The sequence below is a fragment of the Leclercia sp. GHBNCSD genome (genome assembly GCF_055805075.1).
Map to the genome: position 1 here is coordinate 1,191,329 of NZ_JBQVYO010000001.1, position 16,465 is coordinate 1,207,793.

Here is a 16,465-nt window from a genome sequence, read left to right on the forward strand (position 1 = left end):
AGGTGCAAAGTGTTCAAAACTGTTCTTCCCCTGTTGGCGCTGGTTGCGCTGCCTGCCGTTGCCAGTCCTGTCCTGACGGTCTACACCTATGACTCTTTCGCTGCCGACTGGGGCCCGGGCCCGGCGGTCAAAAAAGCCTTTGAGGCCGACTGCAAGTGCGAGCTGAAGTTCGTGGCGCTGGAGGATGGCGTCTCGCTGCTGAACCGCCTGCGCATGGAAGGCAAAAACAGCAAAGCCGACGTGGTGCTGGGGCTGGATAACAATCTGCTGGAAGCAGCCACCCAGACCGGGCTGTTCGCCAAAAGCGGTGTGGCGGCCGAGGCGGTTAACGTCCCTGGCGGCTGGAAGAACGACACCTTTGTGCCTTTCGATTACGGCTACTTCGCCTTCGTCTACGACAAAAACAAGCTGAAAAATCCGCCAAAGAGCCTGAAAGAGCTGGTTGAGAGCGACCAGAAGTGGCGGGTGATCTACGAAGATCCCCGCACCAGCACCCCGGGGCTGGGTCTGCTGCTGTGGATGCAAAAGGTCTACGGCGACAAGACCCCGGAAGCCTGGCAGAAACTGGCCGCCAAAACGGTCACCGTGACCAAAGGCTGGAGCGAAGCCTATGGTCTGTTCCTGAAAGGGGAAAGCGATCTGGTGCTGAGCTATACCACCTCCCCGGCGTACCACATCATCGCCGAGAAAAAAGAGAACTATGCCGCCGCTGACTTTGCTGAAGGTCACTATCTGCAGGTTGAGGTCGCCGCCCGGACCGCAGCCAGCAAGCAGCCGGAGCTGGCTGAGAAGTTCCTGAAATTTATGGTTTCTCCGTCGTTCCAGAACGCCATCCCGACCGGCAACTGGATGTATCCGGTGACCAATGTGACGTTACCGGCAGGTTTTGATACCCTGGTGAAACCGCAAACCACGCTGGAATTTACCCCGCAGGAAGTGGCCGGGAAACGTGCAGCATGGGTCAGTGAATGGCAACGCGCCGTCAGCCGTTAATCGCCGGCTGGTTGCTGCCGGGGCTGCTGGCCGCCACGCTGATGGTGGCCGTCGCCCTGGGCGCATTTCTGGCGCTGTGGTTTAACGCGCCAGCCACCGACGTCGCGGCGCTTCTGCACGACAGCTATCTGTGGCACGTTATCCGCTTCTCGTTCTGGCAGGCGTTTCTCTCCGCCCTGCTCTCCGTCGTGCCCGCGATATTTCTTGCCCGCGCGCTCTACCGGCGTCGCTTCCCTGGCAGGCAGGCGCTGCTACGCCTGTGCGCCATGACCCTGATCCTGCCGGTACTGGTGGCGGTATTTGGCATTCTCAGCGTTTACGGGCGTCAGGGCTGGCTGGCCGCGCTATTCCAGGCACTCGGGCTTGAGTGGCGCTTCTCGCCCTATGGCCTGCAGGGGATCCTGCTGGCGCACCTCTTTTTCAACATGCCGATGGCAACGCGCCTGCTCTTACAGGCGCTGGAAAATATCCCCGGCGAACAGCGCCAGCTTGCCGCCCAGCTTGGGATGCGTGGCGGGTCATTTTTCCGTTTTGTCGAATGGCCATGGCTGCGCCGCCAGATCCCCCCCGTCGCCGCCCTGATCTTTATGCTCTGCTTTGCCAGCTTCGCCACCGTGCTCTCGCTCGGCGGCGGGCCGCAGGCCACCACCATCGAGCTCGCCATCTATCAGGCCCTGAGTTACGACTACGATCCGGGCCGCGCGGCCCTGCTGGCGATGGTGCAGATGGTCTGCTGTCTGGGGCTGGTGATGCTGAGCCAGCGGTTGGGAAAAGCTATCCCCATCGGCGCCAGCCAGCTTGCCGGCTGGCGCGATCCGCAGGATAGCCTGCGCAGCCGTCTGACCGATGGCCTGCTCATCACCCTCGCCCTGCTGCTGTTGCTCCCGCCGCTGCTGGCGGTGGTGGTCGATGGTCTGAACCTGAATTTGCTGTCGGTGCTGCAACAGCCGGTGCTGTGGCAGGCGCTGGGCACTTCGCTGCGCATTGCCCTGGGCGCCGGGCTGCTTTGCGTCCTGCTGACCATGATGTTGCTGTGGAGCAGCCGGGAGCTCTATGCCCGTCAGGCGATTGTGGCCGGACAGGCGCTGGATCTCAGCGGCATGCTGATCCTGGCGATGCCCGGCATCGTGCTGGCGAGCGGCTTTTTCCTGCTGTTCAACAGCACCATTGGCCTGCCCGAATCGGCCGATGGCATTGTCATCTTCACCAACGCCCTGATGGCGATCCCCTACGCGCTGAAAGTGCTGGAAAATCCGATGCGCGACCTCAGCGCCCGCTATACCCTGCTTTGCGACTCGCTGGGGATGCACGGCTGGCAGCGGCTGAAGGTGGTAGAGCTGCGCGCCCTGAAGCGCCCGCTGGCCCAGGCGCTGGCCTTTGCCTGCGTACTGTCGATCGGCGATTTCGGCGTGGTGGCGCTGTTTGGCAATGATGATTTCCGCACCCTGCCGTTCTGGCTCTATCAGCAGATCGGCTCGTATCGCAGCCAGGACGGGGCCGTCACGGCGCTACTGCTGCTGCTGCTCTGCTTTGCGTTATTTACCGTTATCGAAAAACTACCGGGGCGTGATGTTAAAACTGACTGATGTAACCTGGCTTTATCAGCACCTGCCGATGCGCTTCAACTTGTCCGTGCGCCGGGGCGAACTTATCGCCGTGCTCGGCCCCAGCGGCGCCGGGAAAAGCACCCTTCTCAATCTGATCGCCGGTTTTCTGCAACCGGCCAACGGCAGCATCATCCTTAATGGTCACGATCACACCCGCACGCCGCCTGCTGCGCGCCCGGTGTCGATGCTGTTTCAGGAAAACAATCTCTTCACTCATCTGAACGTGCGCCAGAACATTGGCCTGGGCATGCATCCCGGCCTCAGACTGAATGCTGTGCAACAGCAGAAGCTAAGCGACATCGCGCTGCAGATGGGGATCGGCGATCTGCTGGAACGCCTGCCGGGTGAGCTTTCGGGCGGTCAGCGTCAGCGCGTCGCGCTGGCGCGCTGTCTGGTGCGTGAGCAGCCTGTCCTGCTGCTGGACGAGCCCTTTTCGGCACTCGATCCCGCCTTACGCCAGGAGATGCTGCTGCTGGTCAAAGAGGTGTGCGAGCGCCAGCAGCTGACGATGCTGATGGTATCGCACAGTGTGGAAGATGCGCTCAGGATCGCCCCCCGGTCGGTGGTGATTGCCGATGGCCGTATCGCCTGGGATGGCGATACGGAACAGCTGGCAAGCGGAAACGCGAGCGCGTCGCGCCTGCTGGGGATCCACTGATGCCGATCAGCGGCTGACAACCTTAAGCAGGATCTCGCCATACACCGGCATCATCGGGTGACGGACCAGCATTACCAGTGCCACCAGCGCCACGCCCAGGGTGACGGGAGCCAGCCAGAATAAGCGTCCACGCGGCAGATAGCGGCTGAGGCGATCCGAGGACGCTTTCCCGCTGCGCCACAGCCGCCAGCAGAGCCAGGCCGCCAGCCACAGCAGCAGCGCGGTCGCCAGCAGCAGCCAGCGGAAGCCCCCGCTCTGTACACCGGCAGGAATATCGATTGCCGCGCCGGCCAGGATGCCCGGCAGGAAGTAAATTGGCGGCCAGAACAGACAGCCAATCAGGTTCGGCACGATAAATTTCGCCACCGGCAGATCCAGCATCCCCGCCACCATCGGCACCAGGGGGCGCGTCGGGCCAACAAATCGCCCCACCAGAATGGTGAACATGCTGTGTTGATGCAGGGCATGCTCGGTTTTATCGAGCAGGGCTTTGTTCTTTTTCATGAATGACCAGCGGTGCAGCGGCTTTTTAAAGCGCCAGCCCAGCCAGAATGAGATCCAGTCGCCCAGCAGACAGCCGACGATCCCCGCCAGCCACGCCTGCCAGAAGTTAACCTCGCCACTGCCAATCAGCGCGCCGAGCCCGGCCATCATCACCGTGCCGGGCAGGATCAGTCCAACCAGCGCCAGAGATTCCAGGAAGGCCACGAGCGCGACGGCGACGAGCGAATAGGTAACGGACTGGGTAATAAAATGTTCCAGCAATGCCTGCATAACAGTTCCGGTCAGGTGACGAAGCAGGGATTCTGCGAAGAGCGCCCTGCTGCGTCAAGACAACAATTGTCTGAATAGTTTACCGGGTGTGAACAGGATCCAGCGAACTTGTTTAGTTTTATTTACTTTCTATTCACACCCTGCGCGAAATTCGCTGGGGCTGGCGCCGGTGCATTTTTTAAAGACCCGGGAAAAGTAGAGCTGATCCTCAAAGCCCACGTTGCGCCCGACGGTGGCAATTGGCATGCGGGTGGTGCTGAGCAGCAGCTTGGCCTGGCTGATGCGCTGATCCTCGCGCCAGCTCAGTACGCTCACCCCCAGCTGCTGGCGGAACAGGTGCGACAGACGCGACGGCGACAGGCAGACATGCTGGGCGACGCTGGCGATATCAAACTGGCTGTCCGCCAGGTGGTCGCTGATGTACTGGCAGGCTTCGCGCACCCGGTGATCCAGCGGCGGGTTGAGCGATTCATTGATCGCCTCCATCCGGCGCAGCAGCAGCTGTTCCAGCAGGTTGATGGCCAGCAGCTCGGCATAGCGCCCCCCGCCCTGCCCGGCCTCGATGATCTGGGCAAACAGTTCCCGAAACTGCGGCTGATGCGCTTCATCCGGGCGATAAAAACCGGTATGGGCAAACATCGACGGCCAGGCCAGCCACTCCTGCCAGTAAGCGCGCGGGCGGAAGTAGACCCACTGGTGATACCACTCCCGGGCATCGGGATGACGGCCATAGTGATGAATTTCACCCGGCGGGAAGAGCAGAATATCGCCCGGACGGCAGACGAAGGTCTGATCGCCATTCTTGATCACCCCCTCTCCGCGCACGGTCAGGTTGAGGATATAGCCCTTCATCCCCAGCGGTCGGTCAACGTAAAAATCGAGATAGCCGTCAGCCTCAATGGGCGTCAGTCCCGCCACCAGATGCGCGTTAAACGAGTAGCCCGGCAGCAGCGGATCGCTTTGCGTTTCAGCCATATTTTCAGTCCTCCTGGCAGTCCTGAAGGAAACCATTTGTCCATATCATCAAAAGCGGCATAAAAACGGGCTACACAAAGATCGAAAAGGTATCAGCCCGCTTTCAGATCCGCCATCATAACGCTTCCGTTGCGATTTATCCGTAACATCGAGCGGGTCGGCGGTAACAAAAGTGTCTATAACCACGGCAGAAATGTCCACATGGATTATTTGCTCGGCGTCACACTTTCCCATGTCACAGCAAAATCATCCATAAGATTAGCGGATCCCGCCTGACGATTTTCCCCCTCACTCTCTAATGTTCATTCATATCTGTTTTTTGATGGAGCAACACCATGGCAATTGCGATTGGCCTCGATTTTGGCAGTGACTCAGTACGCGCCCTGGCAGTGGAATGCACTACGGGTCAGGAGATAGCAACCAGCGTCGAGTGGTATCCGCGCTGGCAAGAGGGGCGCTATTGCGATGCGCCAAACAATCAGTTCCGCCATCATCCACGTGACTATATCGAGTCGATGGAAGCGGCAATCAAAACCGTGCTGGCAGAGTTAAGCGAGGCGCAGCGCGCTCAGATCGTCGGGATTGGCGTGGACAGCACCGGCTCTACCCCGGCGCCGATTGACGCCGATGGTCACGTTCTGGCACTGCATCCGGCATTCGCCGATAACCCGAACGCCATGTTTGTGCTGTGGAAAGACCATACCGCGGTGGAAGAAGCCGAAGCCATCACCCGTTTGTGCCATCAGCCAGGCAAAAACGACTACTCCCGCTACATCGGCGGCATTTACTCCAGCGAGTGGTTCTGGGCGAAGATCCTGCACGTTACCCGTCAGGATCCGCAGGTGGCAAAAGCGGCAGTCTCCTGGATTGAGCTGTGTGACTGGGTTCCGGCCCTGCTCTCCGGCACTACCCGTCCGCAGGATATCCGTCGCGGTCGCTGTAGCGCCGGGCACAAATCCCTCTGGCATGAAAGCTGGGGTGGCCTGCCGCCTGCCGCCTTCTTTGACGAACTCGACCCGATCATCAACCAGAACCTCGACTACCCGCTCTTTACCGATACCTGGACCGCTGATATCCCGGTCGGCACGCTCTGCGCCGAGTGGGCGGAACGCCTGGGCCTGCCCCAGACGGTGGCCATTTCCGGCGGCGCTTTTGACTGCCACATGGGCGCAGTCGGCGCGGGCGCACAGCCCAACACACTGGTGAAAGTGATCGGCACCTCCACCTGCGACATCCTGACAGCGGATAAAGCCAGCGTCGGGGATCGCGCCGTAAAAGGTATCTGCGGCCAGGTTGACGGCAGCGTGGTACCGGACTTTATCGGATTGGAAGCGGGTCAGTCCGCCTTTGGCGACATCTACGCCTGGTTTGGCCGCGTGCTGGGCTGGCCGCTGGATCAACTGGCCGCCGCCCATCCGGAACTGAAAACCCAGATCGCAGAGAGCAAAAAACAGCTCCTGCCGCAGCTGACCGACGCCTGGGCGAAGAATCCTTCCCTCGATCATCTTCCGGTCGTTCTCGACTGGTTTAACGGCCGCCGTACGCCGAATGCCAACCAGCGCCTGAAAGGGGTGATTACCGATCTGAATCTCGCCACCGACGCCCCGGCGCTGTTTGGCGGGCTGGTAGCGGCTACCGCCTTTGGCGCGCGCGCCATTATGGAGTGCTTTACCGAACAGGGGATCGCCGTCAATGAGGTGATGGCGCTGGGCGGTATCGCCCGTAAGAACCCGGTGATCATGCAGGCCTGCTGCGACGTGCTGAACCGTCCGCTGCAGATTGTCGCCTCGGATCAGTGCTGTGCCCTGGGCGCGGCGATCTTCGCGGCGGTGGCGGCGGGCGTACACACCGACATTCCGACAGCGCAGCAGCATATGGCGAGCAAGGTGGAAAGTACCCTGCAGCCGCGCGCGCAGCAGGCGCAACGTTTTGAACAGCTTTATCAGCGCTACCAGCAGTGGGCGAAGAGCGCTGAGCAGCACTATCTCCCTGTCGCCGCCCCGGTTAAGAACATCCCGGAATCTACGGCAACCCTGACACATTAAGGACACGATAATGACGATTTTTAATAATTATGAAGTGTGGTTTGTGATTGGTAGCCAGCATCTTTATGGGCCGGAAGCCCTGCGCCAGGTGACTCAACACGCAGAACATGTCGTAAACGCCCTGAATGCGGAAGCAAAATTGCCGTGCAAGCTGGTGCTGAAGCCGCTGGGCACCTCCCCGGATGAAATTACCCATATCTGTCGCGATGCTAACTACGACGATAAATGCGCGGGTCTGGTGGTGTGGCTGCACACCTTCTCTCCGGCCAAGATGTGGATCAACGGCCTCTCCATCCTCAACAAACCGCTGCTGCAGTTCCATACCCAGTTCAACGCGGCGCTGCCGTGGGACAGCATTGATATGGACTTTATGAACCTGAACCAGACCGCGCACGGCGGCCGTGAGTTCGGCTTCATCGGCGCGCGTATGCGCCAGCAGCATGCTGTCGTCACTGGCCACTGGCAGGACAAGCAGGCGCACCAGCGGATTGGTTCCTGGATGCGCCAGGCCGTATCGAAGCAGGATACCCGCCAGCTGAAAGTGGTGCGCTTCGGCGACAACATGCGTGAAGTGGCGGTAACGGACGGCGATAAAGTGGCCGCGCAGATCAAATTTGGTTTTTCCGTCAACACCTGGGCGGTGGGCGATCTGGTGCAGGTCGTCAATGAAATCAGCGATGGCGACGTTAATGCGCTGGTGGATGAGTACGAAAGCAGCTATCGCCTGACGGCGGCGGCACAGGTGAATGGTGATAAGCGCCAGAACGTGCTGGATGCAGCCCGTATTGAGCTGGGCATGAAACGCTTCCTGGAACAGGGCGGCTTCCATGCCTTTACCACCACCTTTGAAGATCTTCACGGCCTGAAGCAGCTTCCGGGCCTGGCGGTACAACGTCTGATGCAGCAGGGCTACGGCTTTGCCGGTGAAGGCGACTGGAAAACTGCCGCTCTGCTACGCATCATGAAAGTGATGTCGACCGGTCTGCAGGGCGGCACCTCCTTTATGGAGGATTACACCTACCACTTCGAGGACGGCAACGATCTGGTGCTGGGTTCGCACATGCTGGAAGTCTGCCCGTCGATCGCCGTGGATGAAAAACCGATCCTCGACGTTCAGCATCTCGGCATCGGCGGCAAAGCCGATCCAGCGCGTCTGATCTTCAACACCCGTACCGGTCCGGCCATTAACGCCAGCCTGATCGATCTGGGCGATCGTTTCCGCCTGCTGGTGAACTGCGTCGACGCCGTTGAAACGCCGCATTCCCTGCCGAAACTGCCGGTGGCGAACGCCCTGTGGAAAGCCCAGCCGGATCTGGCAACCGCTTCCGAAGCCTGGATCGTAGCAGGTGGCGCGCACCATACCGTCTTCAGCCATGCGCTGGATCTCAACGACATGCGTCAGTTCGCGGAACTGCACGATATCGAACTGACGGTCATTGATAACGACACCCGTCTGCCAGCCTTTAAAGATGCGCTGCGCTGGAACGAAGTCTACTACGGTTCAAAACGTTAACAGGGGAACCTTTGGCCTGCCGCAGGGCGGGCCTTTTTTCCTGGAGGATACATGCTGGAAGATCTCAAACGTCAGGTGCTTGAAGCCAACCTCGCCCTGCCGGAACATAATCTCGTTACCCTGACCTGGGGCAACGTCAGTGCCGTGGACCGCGAAGCAGGCGTGTTCGTCATTAAACCGTCCGGCGTCGACTACCGGGTAATGACTGCCGAGGATATGGTGGTGGTGAGCATCGCCACCGGTGAAGTGGTTGAGGGGAAGAAAAAGCCCTCCTCCGATACGCCAACGCATCGCCTGCTCTATCAGGCCTTCCCGTCCATCGGCGGCATCGTCCACACTCACTCCCGCCACGCCACTATCTGGGCGCAGGCAGGCCAGCCGATCCCGGCGACCGGCACCACCCACGCCGACTACTTCTATGGCACCATCCCCTGCACCCGCAAGATGACCGATGCCGAGATCAACGGCGAGTATGAGTGGGAAACCGGCAACGTGATTGTTGAAACCTTCGAGAAACAGGGTATCGACGCCGCGCAGATGCCGGGGGTGTTGGTTCACTCTCACGGCCCGTTTGCGTGGGGTAAAAATGCTGAAGATGCGGTGCATAACGCTATCGTGCTGGAAGAGGTGGCCTATATGGGCATCTTCTGCCGCCAGCTGGCGCCGCAGCTGCCGGATATGCAGCAGACGTTGCTGGATAAACACTATCTGCGTAAGCACGGCGCGAAGGCCTATTACGGGCAGTAAAACCCGCCCGGTGGCGCTACGCTTACCGGGCCTACAGGTCTCCCAGGCCGGATAAGCGCAGCGCCATCCGGCAAAGCATACCTGTATAAAACCCCAGCAAAACCCCCTTAACCAGGCTATAATCAGGCCTGGTTTTGTTTTATGAGAGAACGGCGTGGCGCAGGCGCAACAAGGCTTTTTACTCACCCGGCACTGGCGAGATACGCCCCAGGGTACCGAAGTTGAATTCTGGCTGGCGACAGATACCGGCCCGCTAAACGTCACCCTGCCTGTCCAGGAGTCCGTTGCCTTTATTCCCGAGCCTGACGTCGAAAAAGCCCGCCAGCTGCTGCAGGGTGAAAACGGCTGGCGGCTGACGCCCCTTGAGCTGAAAGATTTCCACCGTCGTCCGGTTTACGGCCTTTACTGCCGTGCCCACCGCCAGCTGATGCGTTATGAAAAGCTGCTGCGCGAGGCGGGCGTGACCCTCTTTGAGGCCGATGTTCGTCCCCCGGAGCGCTTTCTGATGGAGCGCTTTATCACCGCCCCGGTCTGGGTGGACGGTACGCCCCAGGGCGAACGGCTGATCAACGCCCGTCTCAAACCCAATCCGCACTATCGCCCGCCCCTGAAATGGGCGTCGCTGGACATTGAAACCACCCGGCACGGGGAGCTGTACTGCATCGGCATCGAAGGCTGCGGCCAGCGGGTTGTCTATATGCTGGGCCCGGCCAACGGCGATGCCTCGGGGCTCGATTTCCAGCTGGAGTACGTCAACAGCCGCCCGCAGCTGATCGAAAAATTGAATGCCTGGTTTGCCCGGCACGACCCGGACGTCATCATCGGCTGGAACGTAGTGCAGTTTGATTTGCGCATTCTGCAAAAACATGCCGAGCGCTACCGCATCCCTCTGCTGCTCGGACGCGGCAACAGCGAGCTGGAGTGGCGCGAGCACGGCTTTAAAAACGGCGTCTTCTTTGCCCAGGCGAACGGGCGCTTAATTATCGACGGCATCGAGGCGCTGAAATCTGCCTTCTGGAGCTTCTCGTCATTCTCGCTGGAATCGGTATCGCAGGAGCTGCTCGGGGAAGGTAAATCCATCGACAATCCCTGGGACAGGATGGACGAAATTGACCGCCGCTTCGCCGAAGATAAACCGGCCCTGGCGACCTATAACCTGAAAGACTGCGAGCTGGTGACGCGGATTTTCCACAAAACCGAGATCATGCCGTTTCTGCTGGAGCGCGCCACGGTCAATGGCCTGGCGGCCGACCGCCACGGCGGCTCCGTGGCCGCCTTCAGCCATCTCTACTTTCCGCGCATGCACCGGGCGGGCTATGTAGCCCCCAATCTCGGTGACGTGCCGCCCCAGGCCAGCCCCGGCGGCTATGTGATGGACTCCCGCCCCGGCCTGTACGACTCGGTGCTGGTGCTGGATTACAAAAGCCTCTATCCGTCGATCATTCGCACCTTTCTTATCGATCCGGTCGGCCTGGTGGAAGGGCTCGCCCAGCCGGATGAGCAGCACAGCACTGAGGGCTTCCTCGGGGCGCGTTTCTCCCGGGAAAAACACTGCCTGCCGGAGATCGTCAGCCAGATCTGGTACGGGCGCGAAGAGGCCAAGCGCCACGGCAATAAGCCGCTTTCCCAGGCGCTGAAGATCATCATGAATGCCTTTTATGGCGTGCTCGGCACCAGCGCCTGCCGTTTCTTCGACCCGCGCCTGGCCTCGTCGATTACCATGCGCGGCCACGAGATCATGCGCCAGACCAAAGTGCTGGTGGAATCCCAGGGCTATGATGTGATTTATGGCGATACCGATTCGACCTTCGTCTGGCTCAGGGGCGCCCACGCCGAAGCGGAGGCTGCCGCCATTGGCCAGTCGCTGGTGGAATTTGTTAACAGCTGGTGGCGAACGCATCTGCAACAGGCTGGCCTGACCAGCGCTCTGGAGCTGGAGTATGAGACCCACTTCTGCCGTTTTCTAATGCCCACCATTCGGGGAACCGATCAGGGCAGCAAGAAGCGCTATGCCGGGCTTATCCAGGAGGGGGAAAAGCAGCGGATGGTATTTAAAGGGCTGGAAACCGTCCGTACCGACTGGACCCCGCTGGCGCAGCGTTTCCAGCAGGAGCTTTATCTGAAAATTTTTCGGCGCGAACCCTACCAGGAGTTTGTGCGCGAGACCATCGCCAGCCTGATGGCGGGCGAACTGGATGACCAGCTGGTCTACCGCAAGCGCCTGCGTCGCCCGCTGGCGGAGTATCAGCGCAACGTGCCGCCCCACGTTCGTGCCGCCCGGCTTGCCGATGAAGAGAACGTCCGTCTTGGGCGCGCGCCGCAATACCAGAACCGAGGCACCATCAAGTATGTCTGGACCACCAGCGGCCCGGAGCCGGTGGATTATCAGCGTTCGCCCCTTGACTATGAGCACTACCTCACGCGCCAGCTACAGCCCGTCGCAGAGGGAATTTTACCGTTCATGGACGACGACTTTGCTACACTGATGACAGGTCAGTTGGGGCTATTTTGACAGGTGACGAAATCGCTGCCATCCAGTACCATAGCGCCCTTTCCATTCCCGGACCCATTATTCGACGACCGTCATTCCTGAACGGTGGTTGAACTATTGCCTGCAATTAAAGATTAGAGCCGAACAAATATGCCTTTTACACTTGGTCAACGCTGGATCAGCGACACAGAAAGCGAACTTGGGTTAGGAACTGTAGTGGCGCTGGATGCGCGTATGGTGACTCTCCTTTTCCCCGCCACCGGTGAAAACCGTCTGTATGCTCGCAATGATTCCCCTGTCACCCGCGTGATGTTTAACCCGGGCGACACCGTTACCAGCCATGAAGGCTGGCAGCTGAAGATTGAAGACGTAAAAGAAGAGAATGGACTGCTCGCCTATATCGGAACCCGACTGGATACCGAAGAGACGGGTGTCATGCTGCGCGAAGTGCTGCTCGACAGCAAACTGGTCTTCAGCAAACCTCAGGATCGCCTGTTCGCCGGTCAGATCGACCGTATGGATCGCTTCTCGCTGCGCTACCGTGCGCGCAAGTTCCAGAGCGAGCAGTACCGCATGCCGTGGAGCGGTCTGCGCGGCCAGCGCACCAGCCTGATTCCCCATCAGCTCAACATCGCCCATGACGTTGGCCGCCGCCATGCGCCGCGCGTCCTGCTGGCGGATGAAGTCGGTTTAGGTAAAACCATCGAAGCGGGCATGATCCTGCACCAGCAGCTGCTCTCCGGCGCGGCCGAGCGCGTGCTGATTGTGGTGCCAGAAACCCTGCAGCACCAGTGGCTGGTGGAGATGCTGCGCCGCTTCAACCTGCGTTTCTCCCTGTTTGATGACGAGCGCTACGCCGAAGCCCAGCACGACGCCGATAACCCGTTCGAAACCGAACAGCTGGTGATCTGCTCCCTGGACTTCGTGCGCCGCAGCAAGCAGCGTCTTGAGCACCTCTGTGATGCCGAGTGGGACATCATGGTGGTCGATGAAGCGCACCATCTGGTGTGGAATGTCGACGCGCCGAGCCGTGAATATATGGCGATTGAACAGCTGGCCGAGCGCGTACCTGGCGTACTGCTGCTCACCGCTACGCCGGAACAGCTGGGTCTGGAGAGCCACTTCGCGCGTCTGCGCCTGCTGGATCCAAACCGTTTCCATGACTTTGACCTCTTTGTCGAAGAGCAGAAAAATTATCGCCCGGTGGCGGATGCCGTTGCCCTGCTGCTGGCGGGCAAGCACCTCTCCAACGACGAGCTCAACACCCTGAGCGATCTGATTGGCGAGCAGGATATCGAGCCGTTACTCCAGGCGGCCAACAGCGATCGTGAAGGCGCCGACGCCGCACGCCAGGAGCTGGTCTCCATGCTGATGGACAGGCACGGCACCAGCCGCGTGCTGTTCCGTAATACCCGTAACGGGGTGAAAGGCTTCCCGAAACGCGAGCTGCATACCGTTCGCCTGCCGCTGCCCACCCAGTATCAGACGGCGATCAAGGTCTCCGGCATCATGGGCGCGCGTAAAACAGCGGAAGAGCGCGCCCGGGACATGCTCTATCCGGAACAGATTTATCAGGAGTTTGAAGGCGATACCGGCACCTGGTGGAACTTCGACCCGCGCGTTGAATGGCTGATGGGCTATCTGACCGCCAACCGTTCCCAGAAAGTGCTGGTCATCTGCGCCAAAGCTACCACCGCGCTTCAGCTTGAGCAGGTTCTGCGCGAGCGGGAAGGTATTCGCGCGGCGGTGTTCCATGAAGGCATGTCCATTATCGAGCGCGACCGCGCGGCGGCATGGTTCTCCGAAGAGGACAGCGGCGCCCAGGTGCTGCTCTGCTCCGAAATCGGCTCCGAGGGGCGTAACTTCCAGTTCGCCAGCCGTCTGGTGATGTTCGATCTGCCGTTCAACCCGGATCTGCTGGAGCAGCGTATCGGTCGTCTGGACCGTATCGGTCAGGCGCACGACATTCAGATCCACGTTCCGTATCTGGAAAAAACCGCCCAGTCGGTGCTGGTGCGCTGGTTCCACGAAGGGCTGGATGCGTTTGAACATACCTGCCCGACCGGTCGTACCATTTACGATAGCGTGCATAACGAGCTGACGGGCTATCTGGCGGCGCCGGAAAATACCGAGGGCTTTGACGAGCTGATCAAAACTTGCCGTGAACAGCATGACGCCCTGAAAGCGCAGCTGGAGCAGGGTCGTGACCGTCTGCTGGAGATCCACTCCAACGGCGGTGAAAAGGCCCAGCGGCTGGCAGAGAGCATTGAAGAGCAGGATGACGATACCAGCCTGATCAGCTTCGCCATGAACCTGTTTGATATCGTCGGTATCAACCAGGACGATCGCGGCGAGAACTTGATTGTGCTGACCCCGTCCGATCACATGCTGGTGCCGGACTTCCCGGGCCTGCCGGAAGATGGTTGCACCATCACCTTTGAACGTGATGTGGCGCTGTCCCGCGAGGATGCGCAGTTCATCACCTGGGAACACCCACTGATCCGCAACGGTCTGGATCTGATCCTCTCCGGCGACACCGGCAGCAGCACCATTTCGCTGCTGAAGAACAAGGCGCTGCCGGTGGGTACCCTGCTGCTGGAGCTGATCTACGTGGTAGAGGCCCAGGCACCGAAACAGCTGCAGCTCAACCGTTTCCTGCCTGCCACGCCGGTGCGTCTGCTGCTGGACAAAAACGGTACCAACCTGGCGGCGCAGGTCGAGTTTGAGAGCTTTAACCGCCAGCTGAGCGCGGTGAATCGCCATACCGGCAGCAAGCTGGTGAATGCGGTGCAGCAGGATGTCTACGCCATCCTCCAGCAGGGTGAGTCTCAGGTTGAGAAAGCAGCGCGCGCCCTGATTGACGCGGCGCGCAGCGAGGCGGATGAAAAACTGTCTGCGGAGCTCTCTCGTCTCGAGGCCCTGCGTGCGGTGAACCCCAATATTCGTGACGATGAACTGGCGGCGATTGAAACCAATCGTCAGCAGGTGCTTGAGAGCCTGAATCAGGCGGGATGGCGTCTGGATGCGCTGCGCCTTATCGTTGTGACGCATCAGTAAGCGGAGCGAAACATGTTGATGGAACCCTACAATCCGCCGCAGGATCCGTGGCTGGTCATTCTCTATCAGGATGAGCATATTATGGTGGTCAACAAGCCAAGCGGCTTGTTGTCCGTGCCGGGCAGGCTGGATGAGCACAAAGACAGCGTGATGACGCGCGTTCAGCGTGATTTTCCGCAGGCGGAGTCCGTCCACCGTCTGGACATGGCCACCAGCGGAGTGATTGTAGTGGCGCTGACCAAGGCGGCAGAGCGCGAGCTGAAACGTCAGTTTCGAGAGCGTGAGCCGAAGAAGCAGTACCTGGCGCGCGTCTGGGGTCATCCACAACCGGCGGAAGGGCTGGTTGATCTGCCGCTGATCTGCGACTGGCCTAACCGCCCGAAGCAGAAGGTCTGCTACGAGACCGGCAAGGCGGCGCAAACCGAGTATGAAGTGCTGGAGTACGCGGCGGACAACAGCGCCCGCGTGCTGCTAAAACCGATTACCGGCCGCTCGCACCAGCTGCGTGTGCATATGCTGGCGCTGGGTCACCCGATTCTGGGGGATCGCTTTTATGCCACGCCGGAAGCCCGGGCGATGGCGCCGCGTCTGCAACTGCATGCACAGATGCTCACCATCACCCACCCGGAATACGGTACGCCGATGACCTTTAAGGCACCGGCAGACTTTTGATCCGTTGCCCGGCAGCACCCCTTGCCGCCGGGCCAACCGCTTCCTTACTTAAAGCCCTTCTGCTCTTTGATAAGCTCGTAGGCTTTCTGAATTTCCTGCGCTTTTTGCTTCGCCATCTCCATCATCTCTGGCGGTAAACCTTTGGCCACCAGCTTATCCGGGTGATGCTCGCTCATCAGCTTACGGTAGGCCCGCTTGATGGTTGTCGGTTCATCGGTTGGCTTCACGCCCAGCACATTACAGGCATCTTCCAGGGTAGGACCACGCTGCGCCTGCTGCCAGCCGCCACCGCCCGCCTGCTGTTGCTGATAGCCGCCGCCAAACTGTGCGCCGCCCTGCATCATGCGCAGGAACTGATCGAACTGGGTGCGGGAAATGCCCAACTCTTCGGCGATAACATACAGCACTTCACGTTCGTTCGGGTGGAGCGACCCATCGGCAAACGCCGCCTGGATCTGAATCTCCAGAAACATCCGAATTAAGTCGAAGCGCCCGAAGCAGATGCTGCGGAACTGACGCATTTTTTCGCGCAGGGGATAGTTATCCGCCTTACCGATACGAAATGCGTTTTGCGCGGCCGCCCGGGAGTCACCGTGCAGGTTCATGCGATCCATAAACTGGCTGGCGACATGGATGTCGGCCTCGGTGACACGCCCTTTCGATTTGGTCAGATGGCCCATTACCTCGAAGGTTGTCGCAAAAAAAAGCGCCTGGCGTTCACGCTGGTTAGCGAACCAGGCCATCTTGCGACTGCGCGCTTTATCAAACATATGGCCGATAAGCAGCCCCAGAACGATACCCCAGAAGCCCGCGCCCATCAGTAAAGCGAACGCTACGCCGATAATTTTTCCCCAATACTGCATATACTCCCCAAATGGTGATCGATTTGATCCAGCGCAACGCCATCATTCCGGTGGCCTGGCCACGGTCAAG

General features: G+C 59.9%; 12 protein-coding genes. 9 read left to right on the forward strand and 3 right to left on the reverse strand.

Going from position 1 to position 16,465, the window contains the following annotated elements:
- Window positions 1–9: 9 nt before the first annotated feature.
- From thiB to thiQ, 3 genes are read left to right on the forward strand one after another with little or no spacing between them, the layout of a single operon-like run.
- Complete coding sequence (thiB, locus tag ACT3IC_RS05885; protein WP_103178250.1) at window positions 10–993, forward strand: thiamine ABC transporter substrate binding subunit; 984 nt, start codon at window positions 10–12, stop codon at window positions 991–993.
- Window positions 969–2,579: a thiamine/thiamine pyrophosphate ABC transporter permease ThiP gene (gene thiP, locus ACT3IC_RS05890; protein ID WP_180209031.1), complete on the forward strand. Its 1,611-nt coding sequence runs from the start codon at window positions 969–971 to the stop codon at window positions 2,577–2,579. The genes thiB and thiP overlap by 25 nt, the downstream gene beginning before the upstream one ends.
- Window positions 2,563–3,258, forward strand: a complete 696-nt coding sequence (gene thiQ / locus ACT3IC_RS05895; RefSeq protein WP_180209032.1) for a thiamine ABC transporter ATP-binding protein ThiQ — start codon at window positions 2,563–2,565, stop codon at window positions 3,256–3,258. Before thiP ends, thiQ begins: the two co-directional genes overlap by 17 nt.
- A 6-nt stretch (window positions 3,259–3,264) precedes the next feature.
- Here the strand turns inward: thiQ and ACT3IC_RS05900 are convergent, their stop codons facing one another.
- The gene (locus ACT3IC_RS05900; protein ID WP_103178247.1) at window positions 3,265–4,032 is read right to left on the reverse strand and encodes a DedA family protein; all 768 of its coding nucleotides are present in this window, start codon (window positions 4,030–4,032) and stop codon (window positions 3,265–3,267) included.
- Between the two features lie 129 nt (window positions 4,033–4,161).
- Window positions 4,162–5,007 carry an arabinose operon transcriptional regulator AraC gene (gene araC / locus ACT3IC_RS05905; protein WP_103823228.1) on the reverse strand — a complete coding sequence of 282 codons (846 nt, stop codon included), beginning with the start codon at window positions 5,005–5,007 and terminating at the stop codon, window positions 4,162–4,164.
- Between the two features lie 335 nt (window positions 5,008–5,342).
- Here araC and araB point away from each other — a divergent pair, with 335 nt between their 5' ends.
- The 6 genes from araB to rluA all read left to right on the forward strand — a co-directional run bounded on the left by araB (window position 5,343) and on the right by rluA (window position 15,532).
- Entirely contained in the window at window positions 5,343–7,052 is a 1,710-nt protein-coding gene (gene araB / locus ACT3IC_RS05910) for a ribulokinase (RefSeq protein WP_159339992.1), read from the forward strand.
- A gap of 10 nt (window positions 7,053–7,062) precedes the next feature.
- Window positions 7,063–8,565: an L-arabinose isomerase gene (araA, locus tag ACT3IC_RS05915; RefSeq protein WP_159339993.1), complete on the forward strand. Its 1,503-nt coding sequence runs from the start codon at window positions 7,063–7,065 to the stop codon at window positions 8,563–8,565.
- Window positions 8,566–8,616: 51 nt separating this feature from the next.
- The gene (araD, locus tag ACT3IC_RS05920) at window positions 8,617–9,312 is read left to right on the forward strand and encodes an L-ribulose-5-phosphate 4-epimerase (protein WP_114315908.1); all 696 of its coding nucleotides are present in this window, start codon (window positions 8,617–8,619) and stop codon (window positions 9,310–9,312) included.
- Window positions 9,313–9,466: 154 nt separating this feature from the next.
- Window positions 9,467–11,824, forward strand: a complete 2,358-nt coding sequence (polB, locus tag ACT3IC_RS05925) for a DNA polymerase II (protein WP_159339994.1) — start codon at window positions 9,467–9,469, stop codon at window positions 11,822–11,824.
- A gap of 129 nt (window positions 11,825–11,953) precedes the next feature.
- On the forward strand, window positions 11,954–14,860 hold the full coding sequence (rapA, locus tag ACT3IC_RS05930; RefSeq protein ID WP_114387961.1) for an RNA polymerase-associated protein RapA: 2,907 nt from the start codon (window positions 11,954–11,956) through the stop codon (window positions 14,858–14,860).
- A 12-nt stretch (window positions 14,861–14,872) separates the two neighbouring features.
- Window positions 14,873–15,532, forward strand: coding sequence for a bifunctional tRNA pseudouridine(32) synthase/23S rRNA pseudouridine(746) synthase RluA (gene rluA, locus ACT3IC_RS05935; RefSeq protein WP_156653907.1), 660 nt, complete (start codon window positions 14,873–14,875; stop codon window positions 15,530–15,532).
- A gap of 44 nt (window positions 15,533–15,576) precedes the next feature.
- Here rluA and djlA read toward each other — a convergent pair whose 3' ends face one another.
- Window positions 15,577–16,395, reverse strand: coding sequence for a co-chaperone DjlA (gene djlA / locus ACT3IC_RS05940; RefSeq protein WP_103178240.1), 819 nt, complete (start codon window positions 16,393–16,395; stop codon window positions 15,577–15,579).
- Window positions 16,396–16,465 lie beyond the last annotated feature (70 nt).

Bases quoted from the DNA above. Each gene is read 5' to 3' on its own strand.
- thiP (WP_180209031.1), top strand. From the start codon at position 969: ATGGCAACGCGCCGTCAGCCGTTAATCGCCGGCTGGTTGCTGCCGGGG.
- araC (WP_103823228.1), bottom strand. From the start codon at position 5,007: ATGGCTGAAACGCAAAGCGATCCGCTGCTGCCGGGCTACTCGTTTAAC.
- araA (WP_159339993.1), top strand. From the start codon at position 7,063: ATGACGATTTTTAATAATTATGAAGTGTGGTTTGTGATTGGTAGCCAG.
- araD (WP_114315908.1), top strand. From the start codon at position 8,617: ATGCTGGAAGATCTCAAACGTCAGGTGCTTGAAGCCAACCTCGCCCTG.
- araB (WP_159339992.1), top strand. From the start codon at position 5,343: ATGGCAATTGCGATTGGCCTCGATTTTGGCAGTGACTCAGTACGCGCC.
- rluA (WP_156653907.1), top strand. From the start codon at position 14,873: ATGTTGATGGAACCCTACAATCCGCCGCAGGATCCGTGGCTGGTCATT.
- rapA (WP_114387961.1), top strand. From the start codon at position 11,954: ATGCCTTTTACACTTGGTCAACGCTGGATCAGCGACACAGAAAGCGAA.
- ACT3IC_RS05900 (WP_103178247.1), bottom strand. From the start codon at position 4,032: ATGCAGGCATTGCTGGAACATTTTATTACCCAGTCCGTTACCTATTCG.
- djlA (WP_103178240.1), bottom strand. From the start codon at position 16,395: ATGCAGTATTGGGGAAAAATTATCGGCGTAGCGTTCGCTTTACTGATG.
- thiQ (WP_180209032.1), top strand. From the start codon at position 2,563: ATGTTAAAACTGACTGATGTAACCTGGCTTTATCAGCACCTGCCGATG.